Here is a 15,226-nt window from a genome sequence, read left to right on the forward strand (position 1 = left end):
GAAGAGCGGCACCTTGGCACTGCAGCGGGTGAGGCAGATCAGCTGCGGGCAGTCACGCCGTCGGCCTTCGCGGAAGGAGTATCTTCCCCTGCTTCCCCCGTCTCATGCGGGTGGCGTCGTTCCAGGGACGCGCCCTCGACGTCAACATCCGGCAGGATCTTGTCCAGCCACTTCGGCAGCCACCAGGCCTTGTCTCCGGCCAGGTGCATCAGGGCCGGGATCAGCAGCATCCGCACCACAAAGGCGTCCACAAGGACACCGAAGGCCAGCGCGAAGCCGATGGGCCGGATCATGGTGCTGTGCGAGAAGATGAAGCCGCCGAACACCGACACCATGATGATCGCGGCCGCGGTGACCACGGAGCGTCCGTTGCGGAAGCCCTGCATCACGGCCACGCGCGCCGGCGAGCCGTGCACGAAGGCTTCGCGCATGCCCGAGCCCAGGAAGAGCATGTAGTCCATGGCCAGGCCGAACAGGATGCCCACCAGGATGGTCGGCAGGAAGTTCAGTACCGGGCCGGGGGTCTCCACGCCGAAGATGCCGGCCAGCCAGCCCCACTGGTAGATGGCCACCACGCCGCCGATGGCTGCGAAGTAGGACAGGATGAAGCCCAGCGTCGCGATCACCGGAACAAAAATGGACCGGAAGACCAGGATCAGGATCAGCAGGGACAGGCCCACCACTACGCCCAGGTAGATGGGCAGCGCTTCGGAGAGCTTCTCGGAAATGTCGATGTTGCCGCTGGCGGTGCCGGCCACGCCCAGCTCCACCTCACCGTTCTCGGTGTCGATTGGGGACAGGTCACGCAGCGTGTGCACCAGTTCCTGGGTGGACTCGCTGGTGGGACCTTCAGCCGGGATGACCTGGAAGGCGGTGACGGTGCGGTCCTCGGAGGAGCCGATGGGAGCCACGGCCGCCACGTCCTGCTGGTCGAACAGCGTACGGGCGATCTCGCCCTGTGCCACCAATGCTTCTTCCTCGCTGGGGTTGCCGGGCAGGTCCGCGACCACCAGCAGCGAGCCGTTCTGGCCCTCGCCGAACTTCTGCGAGACGGCTTCATACGCCTGGTACTGGGTGGAGTCGTGGGCCTCGGAGGATCCGTCGGGCAGGTTGGTGCGCAGGTCCATCGCCGGGATGGCAATAACGAGCAGCCCCGCGATGGACACCACCACGGTGAGCACGGCGCGCATGGTGGACATCTGCTTCACCGGGATGGATTCCGGCTTGCCGGCGGAGGCGGAGGCCTCCTGGTCCTTGTCCAGTGCCGCGCGCTCCTTGCGGCTGAGGATCTTCATGCCGGCCAGCTTGAGCAGCGCCGGAGTCAGTGTCGTGGCGATCATGACCGCAATGGCCACGCAGGCCGCACCCACCGTTCCCATCAGGCCCAGGAAGGGGATGCCGGTGATATTCAGCGCCAGCAGGGCGATGAAGACCGTAGCGCCGGCAAACACCACTGCGTTGCCGGAGGTGCCGTTGGCCAGGGCGATGGATTCCTCCAGGCCGTAGCCGGCCTTCAGCTGGCGGCGGTGCCGGTTGACGATGAACAGGGCGTAGTCGATGCCCACGGCCAGACCGAGCATGACGCCCAGGATGGGGGTGACGGACGCCATTTCGACGACGCCGGAGAAGGCCAGCGCGCCGGCGGCGCCGATGCCCACACCGATCAGTGCGGTCACCAGCGGCAGGCCGGCACCGATGAAGGTGCCCAGCATTACCACCAGCACGACGGCGGCAACCGCGAGGCCTACCACCTCGCCGACACCCAGGATGCTGGGGACGCCGGCGGAAACCTCGGAGGAGAAGTCCACCTTGACGCCGTCGATCGGCTCATCCTCAAAGGCTGCGACCAGGGCGTCCTTGGTGTCCTGTTCGACCTCCATCTGCGTTTCGCTGAAGACCACGTTGACCACTGCCGCGCTTCCGTCCTCGGACACGGTACGGATTTCAGTGGCCATCTCCAACAGAGCGGCGCCCTGTTCGGCCTGCACGGCGCCGGCTTCCAGCTCGGCGCTCTGCGCGTCAAGCTCGGCACGGTTGGCGTCCAGGACCTCCTGCTGAGCATCCAGCTCGGCAATCATCGGCGCCGGGGCACCGGCCGCTTCGGCCTGCTCCCGCGCGGCGTCGAGCTGGGTTTGTCCGGCCTCCAACTGGGCCCGGCCGGCGTCGATCTGGGCTCGGCCGGCCTCGATCTGGGCCAGCCCGTCCTGAAGCTGCTTAGCCTGCGCGGCACGCTCCGCCTCGGTGGCGAACGGGTCGACGACGGTTTCCACGCCGTCCACGTCACCGGCCTTGGCTACCAGCGCGGAGATGTCCTCACGCTGGGCATCGGTGAACGCCGAACCGTCCTCGGTCTGGACCACCACGGAGCCGGAACCGCCGGAAGCCTGCGGAAGTTTCTCCTGCAGGTGGTCAGTGACCTGAGTGGTGGGGGTATTGGGAATCGAGAAGCCGGTGGCAAGCGTGCCGCCGAAGAGGGCGAAGGCCGCTCCGGCAAGCACCAGCACTCCGATCCATGCCGCGAGCACGGTTTTCGCGCGGCGGGCGGCCGCGGCTCCGAGGCGGTAGAGGAATTCAGCCATTTGAGGGTCTGTCCTTATATGGGAATGGGTGGGAACTACGGGTGGAGTGTTTGTGGGGAGGCCGGGTCGGAGACATAGCCCGATCGCACCTTTTCCAGGAGCGCATCAAGCAGGTCCGACCAGACCCGGCGCGCTTCGGGGGTATCCACGGCCCCGGTGGCACAGTGCCAGTGATGATAAAGAACGCCCAACCCGCTGGTCAGTGAACCAACGAGCAGGTCGACTCCCAGCCGGTCCGCTTCCGGATACCGGCTAAGCATCGCAACGGACAGCCGGTCATTCAGTTCGGTGAACGCACGCAGGGCGATGGGATGGGCCTGCGCCTGGCGCGGCGTGGAGTCCGGAACTGCGCCCGGGCCAAGCAGGCGGGTGAGATACGCCATGGGCGCTACAAGGTCGGCGGCACGGAAGGCTTCGGAAATCTCGGCGAACATGCCTGGGCGGGCAGCATCCACCGGTGATACCGCGGTGAGGCTTTCCACTGCGGAGCTGAGGACGCCGCTGCACACCTCGGACACAATGTCACGGATGGAAGCGAAGTGATTGAACACGGTGCGGCGGGAAACGTCCGCACGCTGCGCCAGTTCGTCAACGGAGAAATCCGTGGTTTGACCCTCGTGCATCAGCGCCGCCGCAGCCGTTATGATCGCCTGCCGGTGGCGGTCCTTGAGCGCCTGGCGGCGGTCTTCTGCGGGCACGGAAGTCTGCACGTTTCATACACTACGTGCAACGATGCACCAAGTGCAATTTGCCTCCGATACCCTCGGTGCGACGTTTATTCGACGCCGTTGACCACCCTGGCAACACCATCCAGTGCAGCCCGGGCTTCGGGGGTGAAGGTGGCGGCAACGTAGACATGGAATCCGTCGGGGGCGACCTGCAGCTCCACCGGCGATGACGCCGCGGCCGCTTTGACCGCGAAGCGTTCTGCATCCGGCAACAGCAGATCCCGTCCTCCCTGGAACAGATACACCGGCGCCAGCCCTGCCAGGGTGTCGTTAATCGGGCTGACCTGCCAGGAGTCCAGCGGAAGGCCGCGGGCCCAAAGTTGGGCGCAGTACACCAGCCCGGGGATGTCCAGCATGGGATCCCGCCGTTCCAGCACGGGGATGCCCGGGTTGGACATGGTGCAGTCCACCCAGGGGGCGAACAAGAACACAGCCTGTGGCTGGCTTTCGCTCCGGTTGCGCCGGTCGATCACGTGCGCCAGGGCCAGTCCGCCGCCGGCTGAATCACCCGCCAGGAAGACGCGGGCGCCGGCTGCCCGGCGGGCAACGGCCTGGTGCACGGCCTCGACGAACGGCAGGGCCTCTGCCACCGAGTGCCACGGTGCCAGCCCGTACAGCGGCACCGTAACCGTGGCTCCGGTACGGCGGATGAGGGCGGTGATGATCCACCAGTGGGCCTCCCGCAGCGGGAAGACGTAAGCACCGCCGTGAAGGTAAATCAGCTCCCGTCCCGACGGTTTTCTGGGGGTCAGCGTCATCACCGGAAACCCGGCCACGACTTCCTCCCGCACCCGGCACAAACGGCGAAGAGTGAGCGGAACGGAAGGCCGGCGCCGCCGTGCAGCGGTGCGCCGGACCACCTCCGGTGTCCGGAAGGCCCGCGGCGCCGCACGCAGGGCCAGCCCGGCCAACCTCATTGAAAGCGACATGGACACTCCGGTTTTGCCGTTGCTCGTCTGAGTGGATTCAGCCTAGGGCACCGACAAAGAAAACCCCCACCCCTAGTGCTGACGAAACCTCTCCCAGGCGGATTGCCGGGACATCCCCAGGGCCGAACCAATGCTGGCCCAGCTGATTCCGCGCACCCGGGCGGCTTCGACCCAGCGCCGGAGATGGGCTTCGACCTGCTCCCGCGCCTCGGCAACCTGCGGCAGCCGGGCCATCAGTTCGTCATCGGAGAGCCCGCCCCAAGGAGTATCCGGAAGCGTTTCCCCGGAAACCGGGGCGGCATCGAGCAGAGCGGTGGCACGAGCGGCGCAGTCACGGCAGATGGAGGCTGTAGGCGCCCCGGCCAACAGTCCCGTTTCCTTTCTGGAACGCAGACAGAAAGAACACATGAACGGTGCCGCGGTGGATGCCGGCACTAATGCATCTCTGGAGGTGTCGGGCATAGAGGTCAGTCTATTCGTTTGCCGGATGCTGAAAATGACCCCTTGTTCTGTCAGGGATTACCTGACAGTATATCGGACGTCAGGAGTGGCCTGACAGAACGCTTCGGGGGAACCATGGCACGACAACAAGCAATCAGCACCGACCTGCCGGGCAGACAAAAGGCTTCGTTCCGGTTCCTGCTCGGGTCAAACACTGTCGAGGGGTTCGCGGACGCCCTCACCCGAACCCTGCTGCCAATCCTCGCGGTGACCGCGCTTGGGCTGGGCTCGGAATTTCTGGGTGTGCTCAACGCAGCAGGGCTGGCCGCATTTCTGCTTCTAGGCGTGCCGGCGGGTGCCGTAATCGATCGGTTGAAGGACCGCCGGCGCGTCATGACCGCAGCCACATGCCTGCGTATCCTTGTCACGGCAACGCTGGCCATCTCCACTTTCACCGGCTGGCTCAGCGGCCCGCTGCTGCTCGGGGCAGCCGTCACGGTGGGGATCGCCGATGTTGTCTTCACCACCGCTCTCAGCACCGTGATTCCGCGGGTGACACCCGCCGGCACATTGAAACATGCCTACTCGCAACTGGCTGTTGCCACCCAGACCGCGTCAACGGCGGCCGCCGCCGGCACCGCAGCACTGTTGGGCATCCTGGGCATGGGCGCGGCCCTGGCTGCCGCCGCAGCTTCCTACGGCATGTCTGCGATGCTGCAACTGGGCATCAGGCTCGGCGCTGCACCGGCTCCTGCCAAGGGAGGGACAGCAAAAATCCGCCGGGATTTGGGCAGCGGCTTCCGCACACTTCGGGCCACGCCCGCACTTTGGGCACTGACAGTTTCGGGGGCACTTACCAATGCCGGAGCGATGCTGGGCAACACCGTGTTGCCGGTGTTTATTCTCCGGGACCTGGACATAGCCCCTCCCCTATTCGCGGGGTTGGGCGCATTGGCTGCCGCAGGAGCCATCGGCGGCGCCGCAGCGGCACCGTTTCTAACGGCTGCATGGGGTTTGCGTAACCTGCGGACAGGCGCCGCGGCGGCGTCGGCGCTGTGCGTCTCCGGAGCAGCCCTCTGCCCCTGGCTCCCCGGGCCGGAACTGGCCTGGCTGGCGATTCAGTCACTGGGCTGGAGTTTTCTCGTGTCAGTGTCAGGCGTGGCAGGAGCCGAGGTGCTTCCGCGGAGCGTTGCGCCCGGCAAACTGGCGTCCGTGGCAGCGGCGCAGCGGACAATCACGCTGGGGGTGATGCCGGCCGCCGCCCTGCTGGGAGGAGCTGCGGCCGGGCTGGCTGGCACCCTCCCGCTGCTGGGTGTGTGGATCGTACTTGCCGGCGCCGCCGCTGTTCCGGTGATTCGCTCGCGGGAACTGGCGGAGTATCGGTGAGCGCCGCCGTCGGCCCGTAAAGACGGGCGAGACGGCGGCACACATTTTCCGCTGCGTCACCGATACCTGCGCCGGAGACACGCGATATGCAAGGGTGGAGGGTACTGAAAGTCTCATCCTTTGACTTCACGATCCAACCATCGGCAGGAGAACACCATGAGCAACCAGGACCAGCCCATCAATTTCGGAGCCGACGCCACCGAGAACAACCTCGCCGGCACCCGGGACGAGTTTAATGACGAGGTGACTGCTCAGCTTCTCGACGAAGTGAAGGCGGAGAAGCAGGCAAAGGCGGAGGACAACAACGAGGAGTCCCCCAGCCGGGAGGCTGAAGAGCGCGAAGAACGCGAGGACCAGCCGGCTCTGGAAGTTGATGAGGAAAGCCCCGCATCCGAGGCGAAGCCTGCCTCCTGATTCCCCGCGCATGAGGCATTTCCGGGTTGCGGGGCCTGGATCTGCTGATCGGCTGTTCGAATGAGTTAGTAAGCGCCCTGTGTTTTGGGTCTCATTCTTTCTATTCTTGAGAGAGGGGTTCTCGGAGGCGCCCATACCCAGCAACCGCAAGGAGTCCTCCCATGAGTACCAGCGCAGGAGCGGCGGGGCAGCCTGCCCGCAAACCAAACCGGGCCGGCACGGGCCAGGGGGCAGCAAACCCGGCTGCCCGTGACGGCGGAACCGAAAGCCGCGAACGGGTAGTCGGCCGGGAGAAGGAACAATTTGGCGGCGTCAAGATCGGCTCCGCCTTCTTCGGCTGGCTAGCAGCAGCGGGAACCACGGTGCTGCTGAGCGCGATAGCCACCGCTTTTGGGGCGGCACTGCTCGCCAACAACGTTGATGCCGCCGGGGAGGCCGCAGCGAACCCTCAGGGCGCAGGCGTGGCCGGAGTCATCCTCCTCATGGTCATCCTGTTTGTGGCCTATTTCTGCGGCGGCTACGTCGCTGGGCGGATGGCCCGGTTTAACGGCGTTATGCAGGGCGTGGCCGTGTGGATTTGGGGAATCGTGATCGCCCTTGTGCTGGCCCTCATCGGCGCTGTGGCGAGCAGCGAACTGGACATCAACGCCCAGCTCAACACCTACCCCCAGCTCTCCGGCGACAACACGGCAGCGGCTGTCATCTCCGCGGTCATTGCTGCCCTTGTTGCCCTGGGCGGCGCCATCCTCGGAGGCTTGGCCGGGATGCGCTTCCACCGCCGCGTCGACAAGGCCGGGCTGGGCGACTGAACACAATGCACCCACCACAGCATTCAGCACAGCACTGCCCATTTTCGGCGGACCGGTGAAATCAGACAGCTTTCCGCCGTGGGTGCGCCGGACAGGGATCGAAGTTGCAGGCTGGCTGCTGATCGCCTTCGGGCTTGTTGCCCTGGTACTGCCCGGACCCGGACTCCTGGGCCTGGTCGGCGGCCTGGCCGTCCTGTCGCTGCGGTACCGGTGGGCCAACCGCCTCCTGCGTCCGGTTAAGGCCAAGGCATTCAAGGCGGCGGAGCAGGGTGTGCAGACCTGGCTGAGGATTAGCGCCAGCATCACCGGCGCACTCCTGGTTATGGCCACCGGCGTTGTCTGGGGCGTGTGGGCCAGGCCGCCGCACTGGTGGCCCTACAGCCAGAGCCTGTGGCTGCCCGGCGGCTGGGGCACAGGGACGGGCCTGATTCTTTCAGGGCTCATTGCACTGGCACTGATTGCGTACAGCTACCGCCGGTTCCGCGGGACAGGATCGCCGCAGCGGGCGAAATCCAAAGATCTTAGCTAGAACCCGGGAAGGTCTGGTCTGACCGCAGCCGGGAGTTCAGCGCCTGAAGCGCCTGTACGGCATCATCCAGCGCGGCGGCCTGCGCAGCATCCAACCCCGCCAGCGCCTTTCGGATGGGCCCTGCCCATGCATCCCCAATGGCCTCATCCTGGGCCATTGCTTTGTCCGTCGGAAACAACCGGCTGATACGCCGGTCACTTGCACTGCTCTCTTTGGTCACCAGTCCGCGGTCGGCGAGTGTCCGGACAGCCGCACTGGTGTTGCTCTGCTTCAGTGCCATGTGCCGCGACAGTTCAGTCACCGTCATCCCGGGCGCCTCCAGCACATGCTTCAGCACGGCAAGATCCGTCGAGGTCAGCGGCTCGATCCCCGTGACATCGGGAACCCGCCGATGGATGGTCCAGGAAAGGTCCCGCAGGAGCATGGCCAATTCGCGCCGTCGCGCCGCAGCCTCCGTGTTGTCCACCATGCGCCAATCCTAGCTTATATCTTGACATACATATGTGCACATATGTATAGTTGAGCGCTCCCCCACCGCCCCCTCGAAAGAAACCATGCCTGATTCCAGCACCACTCCTCCCTCCGCCGTGCACCGCGCGAGCGGACAACTCATTCTTCTCCTGGCCCTGCTGACCGCGCTGGGCCCGCTGTCCATTGACCTATACCTCCCCGCATTCCCGGGCATGGCAGCTGATCTGGACACCACCGCAGCCGGCGTCCAGCTGACCATGACAACCTTCCTGGTAGGCCTTGGCCTGGGGCAGCTGTTTATTGGTCCGCTGTCGGACGGCATCGGACGGCGCAAGCCGCTGCTGGTGGGCACCTTTGTCTGCGCCGCGGCCAGCGTTGTCTGTGCGGTTGCTCCGAACGCGGAAATCCTGGCCGGCGCACGGTTCCTCCAGGGGCTGGGCGGTGCTGCCGGCGTCGTCCTCGCCAGGGCCATTGTCTCCGACACCGCCCGCGGTGCCGCCGCTGCCAAGCTGCTGGGCGTACTGACCATCATCTGCGTCATCGCCCCCGTCATTGCACCTCTGGCCGGCGGTGCGATCATTGCCGCCGCGGGATGGCGTGCGGTGTTCTGGACCCTGGCCGCCCTGATCCTGCTGCTCTCCGTCTGGGGCCTGTTTGGAGTCAAGGAGACTCTGGCCGCCGAAGACCGCAACCGCGGCGGCATCAAGACCACCCTGCACGTTGCCGGCGTGGTCCTTAGCAACCGTAACTACACCGGCTACCTGCTGACCTTCTGCTTCGCCTTTGCCGGGCTGTTTGCCTACATTTCCGCCTCCCCGTTCATCATCCAGAACATCATGGGCCTGTCGGAAACCCGGTTCGCCCTGGTCTTCGCCATGAACGCCCTGTGCATCACGATTGTCAGCGTCATCGCCGCTGCGCTTGCCGGCAAGGTCGCCTACCGCACAATGATCTCCATCGGCCTGGTGGTGGCTGTGCTGGCGGCTGCCGGACTGCTGATTTTCGCGCTTTCCGGGACACCCATGGTTCCGATGCTGGTCCTGTTCGCTGTGTTCCAGGGATCCCTGGGCTTCATTTTTGGCAATGCCACAGCCCTGGCCCTCGAAGAAGCCGGCCATCATGCCGGAACGGGCTCAGCCTTCCTGGGCTGCCTGCAGTACGTGCTGGCAGCTGCAGTGGCACCCCTGGTGGGTCTCGGCGGAGAGGAAACGGCCGTGCCGATGGGCATCGCCATGGTCAGCTTTGCCCTGCTGGCGGCCATCTCCTATGTAACACTGACCCGCAAAACCAGCACAGCCCCCGCTGGTGATGAATCCGATCTGCCAGTCAAGGATGCCCTCCGGTCCGCCTCCTAGTTAGTGCCTGCACGTGGGCTAACCTGCCGGACGCCCCGCGTCCGCACCTCGCTGATTCCCTTCCGGACGCCGTCAAGGCAACCGGAAGGGAATCTGTTTAACCGGCCACCGGGCCGGCCGCGACGGTCATGCACACAGGAGGCACCGGCACGGCAGCGAGTCCGAACCGCCGCCTCCCCCGGACATTTGCCCCACGCCGCTGAGACTGGTCGATTCGAAGAGCCGGTCCAGGAATTCACCCACTAAGCCTTTGGCACAGCACCGGGACGGAGCCAGAACCGGAGGCAGCGGATACATCCGCTGCATGTCGAGGTCTTCCACGTCGGTGTTCAGGTCTGCTGCCAGCACTTTCAACAACCTGCCCTCAACCCCCGGACTCATGGTTCGCCGCTTGGAAATCCGGTCAATCCTCGGGCCGAGCCCGCCGGCTGCGGCGCAGAGGTCCACATGCAGGCGCAGTACGTACTCCATAGCGATCAGATCCACCTCGTGGAGCGCGGGACCGTCGGTCCAAGCCACGTCGATGGTGGCAACGTCGTAGGCCACGAGAGGGAGGACCTCGAACTGCACTCCGGAGAAGGCACCCTCCAAAAAGGTGCTGAGCCTGCCGGCAACTTCCGCCGCCCACCAGTGGTCTTTCATGTGCCTTTGCCGATCCGTGAATGTTGGCTGACCAGCTGCGGGCCGCGGTTGTATCAGCCTTGCCGGCGAAAATGTCGTCGTCGGCAACGTATTGGATTGTAAGGCTCGGCAACCGTCCGCACCAGAGGGACCGGACACATGCCGGTTCTCCACCCGCTCCCCGTGCCACGAGAAATCGACTTCCGCTGTGACGGTGTCGAGCCGGCATCAGGCAGCGCGCTCCGCGCATGTCTCCTGCGGGTGTTGTACCCCTTTTTTCCGCAGGTGCAACTAGTTTCTCGGTTTTGAAGATAATTTGAAAAAGTCTCTGGTGGTTACGGCGTGGCTGCTGGAAGGATGTGAGCCTGACGGCATCACATCTTCATCCAGCCGGCAGACATTTTGTATCCGTATCCAAGCACCCGTCTAGTTTCCACCCTCCGGCCGGCGCGGCAAGTGAAATCTTCTGATTCATGGCGCAGGCGCCGGATCCCGCCCGATGGCGACCCCCACCCCAACAGTGGTTCGACAGCGCCACCACTGTGTCCGCACCGCCGCCCGACTTGCCCCAGGCCGGACGGGCAGCGGTTTTCAATCTCTTTTCTCCAAAGGCCGGAAATCACCTTCGGCATGACGCAAACGGGAGGATCTCCAATGAGCCAGTTAGCAGCAGCACAACAGGTTAAGCCGCTGACCAACGGAGCCGAGTGGTGGTCACTGACCATCCAGCCTACAGATACGGACTTGTGCGACGCCGTCCTTGCTGACGTTGTCATCCCGCTGGCAGCTCAGGGCAGGTCCTGGGGCGCCCAGCGGTGGTTCCATACGCGGTGCATGGATCCGGCGCACCCCTTCATTCAGGTCCGGATCCTTGGTTCTCCCCGGGTCCTGGACCGGCTGGAATCCCTGATGCGCGCACTCGTTGACCAGGCCGCCCCCCGCCTCGGGGAGCTGCAGACTTCCGAATACCGGGAGGATGCCGTACCCACCCGGTGGGACTACGGGCCCGTCTCCCCCCGAGCCGAATCCGATCTGGCAAAGTACGGCGGGGCCGAAGGACTGGCTCTGGCGGAAGAGGTCTTCGAGCTGTCCTCTGACCTGGCAGCTTGGGCAACATCCCGCTTTCCGAAGGTAAACAGCCGGTCTTCCCTGGCCGCCCTGCTTCTCTTTGATGCCGGCTACGCCATGATGCGCGGGCCGCGGTCCCCGGTTTGGGCGGACCGCCGGGCCATTTCGTGGGACTTCTACTGGGACAGCCATCTTCGCAGCTGCACCGCGGGATCCGGCCCCCAGGCTGCCCATATGCGCAACGCCCTGACGTCCCAGCTGGCGCCGCGGATCCTTCCGGCCCACCGGCTGATGGCCGCAACAGCTTCGGAACCGGCCGTGGACAATTGGCGCAAGCGCTGGTCACGGGCCATCGACACCTACCTGTACCGGGCGGACAAGGTCAGGGCCAGCCGAAGCGCCCAGCAGCTGACCGTGTATCAAAGCCGCCTCATGCTCAACCGGCTGGGCATATCCGTCCGGGACGAGGCCGGGCTGGGACTATATGCACGGTCCTGGAGCAAGGAACGTGAAGCGGACTTCCTTCGGATGGCCCCCTAGGGAAAAGCCTGCGGCGCCCGCCGTTACCGCAGCACTTTCAGGATCTTCACAGGTCAATTGGTAATACTAATAGGGCAACGCGAGGGGCGCTTCCGGAAGTGAGACCACCGGAGGCGCCCCGCCTCTTTAACCCGTCCTTTAGCCGGTGAACTAACCGGTGAACGCCGGTTTCCGCCCCGTTTTTCCCGGCCTGTCCACTTTGACAAAATATGAAGGGACGAAGCGGCGTGCCCTCCAGCGGCACGCAACACGGTAAACGGGAATCTGAAAGGCGGCCCCGGGCATGCACTTCTCCTGCACCTGCATTTACCATCCCCATCCGGTGACTGCCCGGCTGGAGATTGAGGTCTACGACCCCTTCTGCACTCAGCGGGTGCACCGCGTCTCCGGCTCCACCAAATACGAGCCCAACTACATCTTCCGCGGTTAGCCTTTCACACACTGCCGGGCCGGTCAGCGGCCGGCGACATCTGCGCCTCAACCGGCTCAGGAGGCTGCGGCTGAGGTCCGTGAACCTCGTCCGCCCCGGCCGCAGCCGGCACCTCACCCGACACGGCGGCGTTGGCCGGGGTCAGCGACTGGTCCCGCAGATACCGCAGCACCACGATGCCGACGGCGGTGGCCGGGACCGCCAGGAACGCGCCGACGATACCAAAGAGCGTGCTTCCGACGGTGACGGCTCCCAGCACGACGGCGGGATGCAGCTTCAGGGTCTTGCCCACGAGGAAGGGCTGCAGGATGTTGGACTCCAGCTGCTGCACCACCAGCACCAGACCAAGGACAATCAGCGCTGTCACCCATCCGTGCGCCACCAGGGTGACCATGGTGGCCAGGACGCCGGTGGCCACGGCTCCGACAATGGGTATGAAGCTGGCAAAGAAGATCAGCACCATCAGGGCCAGGGCCAGCGGCACGTCCAGGAACCACAGGCCGAGGCCAATTAAGACGGCATCTGCCAGAGCTACGGTTGCCTGGGCAAAGATGTAGGCGGACAGGGTTTTCCATGCCTCTTCGGACACCCGGACCGCGTGCACAAAAGCTTGGTTGTTGGTCCAGCGGCTGGCCCAGGGCAGGAATTTATCCCCGTCCTTCAGGCAGAAGAACGTGAACACCAGGGTCAGCAGGAACACCACGGTGACAGAGGTGACGGTTCCCAGCCCGGCGGTAATACCGGAAATGATGTCGCTGCTGTGTTCCTGCAGCTGTGCCAGACCGGCGTCGAGCAGTTCATTGAAGTCAACCGTCTGGACGGCGAAGGGAAGCCCGGCAACGAAGTCGCTGAGATCCTGAAGATTCTCCCCTGCCCGCCGGACCAGTTCTTTCGAGCCGGACGAGATTGAGGGAAGCACCAGAACGGCCACGGCGGCGACGGCAGCCAGCAGGCCCACGAGGGAGAGCAGTGCGGCAAACCCCTTGGGCAGCGCCTTTCGCAGAACCCGGTTCACCGGCCACAGGATTGAGGACAGCAGCAGGGCCAGCAGGCCGGGAAGGGCGATGGACCACAGCGACCGGATACCGAACCACACCACCACCAGCCCGGCCAGCACGATCAGCCCCCGGGCAACCCATACCGATGATGCGGCGAGGCCGCGGGCAAAGGTGCCGCGGGGCTTCAACCTGCCGCTGCCGGAATCCGCACCGGCCGCAGATGACGCTTCGACAGAAGATTTTTGGGGCGGCGAGGCTGGAGAATCGGTCGTAGTCACCGTTCCATCTTGCCTCACCCGGCAGGGGAGGTTATTCCGTCAGCTGCGGCTGGGTTTCGATGAAGACCCAGTCCCGTTCCCCAAGAATCGGCTCAATCACCGGGCCGCCCGCTTCCGCGATGCGGTCCTGCACCTTTCGTGGGAGGCCTTCGTCACGAAGGTTCTCCCGCAGCCACATTTTGGCCGAACCGTCTAGATACGGCCACCAGCGCTCGATCTGGATCGGTTGCATTGCTGCCCCCTTAAACTCGCGGTGAAACAACGTTGCCACCGCGGTCCGGACCGCGCAAGGGGGGTTGCCTAAGTGGCGGCCGCCCAAGGTGACAGGCGGCCGATGCGCCCAGCTAGGGCAGGGTGCCGATGCTTTCGATGGACTCGCGGGCCTGTTCCGCCAGGGTTGCCGGGATGGGAGCACTCTTGGCAGCGTCCTCCGAGGCCGCCTGTCCTTCGTCGCTGACCACGTACAGCCCAAACGCCTTTACCAGCTCCACTGTGTTCGGATCCTCATAGCCGCTGCAGTAGATCTGGTAGGAAACAAGAACCAGCGGATAGGCGCCGGGGACCGTGGTGGTGCGGTCCAGGTGGAGGGCAATGTCATGGGGGCCGCGGTCCGGAACGCGGCTGGCCTGTTCGACGGCGATTGACGCGCCCTCTGCACTGATCGGAACGTACTCCTCCCCGACCAGCAGATTGACGGTGCCCATGGAGTCGTCGATGACGGAATCGTCCGCGTAGGTCACGGCACCCTCGGTGCGGGTCACCGTGCTGACCACACCGGCGTTCCCCTGTGCGTTTTCACCGCCCAAACCGCCCGGCCATGTCCCCGAAGGGCTGTCCTGCCAGGCATCAGGAGCGGCGTCATGCAAATACTCGGTGAAGTTCTCGGTGGTGCCGGAGTCATCGGCCCGGCTGACCGGAGTTACCGGGAGGTCAGGGAGATCAACCCCGGGATTCTGCCCGGCAATGGCGGGATCATTCCACCTGACAATTTCGCCGCGGAAGATCCGCGCGATGGTTGCGGCGTCCAGGTTGAGGGAATCGATGCCCGGCAAATTGAAGGCCACGGCAATCGGTGAAATGTAGGCCGGAATATCCAGGGCGCCTCCCGGGCCGCAGACTTCGCGGGCCTGCTCCAATTCCTCCTCCTGCAGATAGGCATCCGAGCCGGCAAAATCCACGGCCCCGGCCAGGAGGGCGCTGCGGCCGGCGCCGGAGCCGTCCGGGGAATACTGCAGCTGAACCTTCGGGTGAAGGAGGCCGAAGCCTCCAATCCAGGCGTCCATGGCCGGTCCCTGGGCGCTGGACCCGGAGCCGGAAAGAATGCCGGAGAGAGTGGAGGTGCTGTTTTCCGCTGCTTCGCGCTGCGCGTCGCCCAGTGGATAGTCCGATCCGCAGGCGGACAACGCCAGCGCGGCGGCGGCAACCACGGCAAGAGTGCGGGCGGGACGGGGTTTCGGCACGGAGGCTGTCCTTCCGGGGACTGTGACTGTGGGCCGGTTTAAGTGCCCACACGAGCTCCCGGAGGAAAGACCGGGCGCCTCTTCAAGGCTAGCGGCCATTCCCGCTCCTCCGCCAACCGAAAGACCTTCCGGCCCTTGGCCGCCCGCAGTGCCGGTGAAACGATGGAAAGACCGCGACGGCTGCCTCTTT

At 65.1% G+C, this 15,226-nt stretch carries 16 protein-coding genes; 7 read left to right on the top strand and 9 right to left on the bottom strand.

Annotated elements, in window-relative coordinates:
* Window positions 1-38: 38 nt before the first annotated feature.
* The 4 genes from KG104_RS17490 to KG104_RS17505 all read right to left on the bottom strand — a co-directional run bounded on the left by KG104_RS17490 (window position 39) and on the right by KG104_RS17505 (window position 4,698).
* Window positions 39-2,579: an MMPL family transporter gene (locus tag KG104_RS17490; protein ID WP_207348198.1), complete on the bottom strand. Its 2,541-nt coding sequence runs from the start codon at window positions 2,577-2,579 to the stop codon at window positions 39-41.
* A gap of 35 nt (window positions 2,580-2,614) precedes the next feature.
* Entirely contained in the window at window positions 2,615-3,289 is a 675-nt protein-coding gene (locus KG104_RS17495) for a TetR/AcrR family transcriptional regulator (protein ID WP_237688625.1), read from the bottom strand.
* 65 nt (window positions 3,290-3,354) lie between these two features.
* Entirely contained in the window at window positions 3,355-4,236 is an 882-nt protein-coding gene (locus KG104_RS17500) for an alpha/beta hydrolase (RefSeq protein WP_207348197.1), read from the bottom strand.
* 72 nt (window positions 4,237-4,308) lie between these two features.
* A complete protein-coding gene (locus tag KG104_RS17505) occupies window positions 4,309-4,698 on the bottom strand; it encodes a ClpX C4-type zinc finger protein (protein ID WP_104102376.1) in 390 nt (129 codons plus the stop codon).
* Between the two features lie 114 nt (window positions 4,699-4,812).
* Here KG104_RS17505 and KG104_RS17510 point away from each other — a divergent pair, with 114 nt between their 5' ends.
* The 4 genes from KG104_RS17510 (at window position 4,813) to KG104_RS17525 (ending at window position 7,815) form a co-directional block, all read left to right on the top strand.
* Window positions 4,813-6,063: an MFS transporter gene (locus KG104_RS17510; protein ID WP_207348196.1), complete on the top strand. Its 1,251-nt coding sequence runs from the start codon at window positions 4,813-4,815 to the stop codon at window positions 6,061-6,063.
* Window positions 6,064-6,219: 156 nt separating this feature from the next.
* Complete coding sequence (locus KG104_RS17515; RefSeq protein ID WP_207348195.1) at window positions 6,220-6,477, top strand: hypothetical protein; 258 nt, start codon at window positions 6,220-6,222, stop codon at window positions 6,475-6,477.
* Window positions 6,478-6,638: 161 nt separating this feature from the next.
* Entirely contained in the window at window positions 6,639-7,286 is a 648-nt protein-coding gene (locus KG104_RS17520) for a hypothetical protein (protein WP_104053408.1), read from the top strand.
* A 55-nt stretch (window positions 7,287-7,341) separates the two neighbouring features.
* Entirely contained in the window at window positions 7,342-7,815 is a 474-nt protein-coding gene (locus tag KG104_RS17525; protein ID WP_207348194.1) for a PGPGW domain-containing protein, read from the top strand.
* On the opposite strand, the gene KG104_RS17530 is transcribed toward KG104_RS17525, so the two are convergent.
* Complete coding sequence (locus tag KG104_RS17530; protein WP_237687198.1) at window positions 7,808-8,284, bottom strand: MarR family winged helix-turn-helix transcriptional regulator; 477 nt, start codon at window positions 8,282-8,284, stop codon at window positions 7,808-7,810. The genes KG104_RS17525 and KG104_RS17530 overlap by 8 nt on opposite strands.
* 85 nt (window positions 8,285-8,369) lie before the next feature.
* Here KG104_RS17530 and KG104_RS17535 point away from each other — a divergent pair, with 85 nt between their 5' ends.
* Window positions 8,370-9,641, top strand: coding sequence for a multidrug effflux MFS transporter (locus KG104_RS17535; protein WP_207348193.1), 1,272 nt, complete (start codon window positions 8,370-8,372; stop codon window positions 9,639-9,641).
* 126 nt (window positions 9,642-9,767) lie between these two features.
* Here the strand turns inward: KG104_RS17535 and KG104_RS17540 are convergent, their stop codons facing one another.
* Window positions 9,768-10,283, bottom strand: a complete 516-nt coding sequence (locus tag KG104_RS17540) for a hypothetical protein (protein WP_207348192.1) — start codon at window positions 10,281-10,283, stop codon at window positions 9,768-9,770.
* 633 nt (window positions 10,284-10,916) lie between these two features.
* Here KG104_RS17540 and KG104_RS17545 point away from each other — a divergent pair.
* Window positions 10,917-11,870 (top strand): lantibiotic dehydratase C-terminal domain-containing protein, encoded by a 954-nt coding sequence (locus KG104_RS17545; RefSeq protein WP_181032198.1) that lies wholly within the window; start codon window positions 10,917-10,919, stop codon window positions 11,868-11,870.
* Window positions 11,871-12,153: 283 nt separating this feature from the next.
* Window positions 12,154-12,300: a hypothetical protein gene (locus KG104_RS17550; RefSeq protein WP_181032197.1), complete on the top strand. Its 147-nt coding sequence runs from the start codon at window positions 12,154-12,156 to the stop codon at window positions 12,298-12,300.
* 4 nt (window positions 12,301-12,304) lie between these two features.
* On the opposite strand, the gene KG104_RS17555 is transcribed toward KG104_RS17550, so the two are convergent.
* The 3 genes from KG104_RS17555 to pstS all read right to left on the bottom strand — a co-directional run bounded on the left by KG104_RS17555 (window position 12,305) and on the right by pstS (window position 15,036).
* On the bottom strand, window positions 12,305-13,576 hold the full coding sequence (locus KG104_RS17555; RefSeq protein WP_207348191.1) for an AI-2E family transporter: 1,272 nt from the start codon (window positions 13,574-13,576) through the stop codon (window positions 12,305-12,307).
* 31 nt (window positions 13,577-13,607) lie between these two features.
* Complete coding sequence (locus tag KG104_RS17560) at window positions 13,608-13,808, bottom strand: hypothetical protein (RefSeq protein ID WP_237685543.1); 201 nt, start codon at window positions 13,806-13,808, stop codon at window positions 13,608-13,610.
* A 112-nt stretch (window positions 13,809-13,920) separates the two neighbouring features.
* Window positions 13,921-15,036, bottom strand: coding sequence for a phosphate ABC transporter substrate-binding protein PstS (pstS, locus tag KG104_RS17565; RefSeq protein ID WP_237688626.1), 1,116 nt, complete (start codon window positions 15,034-15,036; stop codon window positions 13,921-13,923).
* Between the last annotated feature and the right edge of the window lie 190 nt (window positions 15,037-15,226).

Source organism: Arthrobacter sunyaminii (genome assembly GCF_018866305.1).
In the GTDB taxonomy this organism is placed as follows: Bacteria; Actinomycetota; Actinomycetes; order Actinomycetales; family Micrococcaceae; genus Arthrobacter_B; species Arthrobacter_B sunyaminii.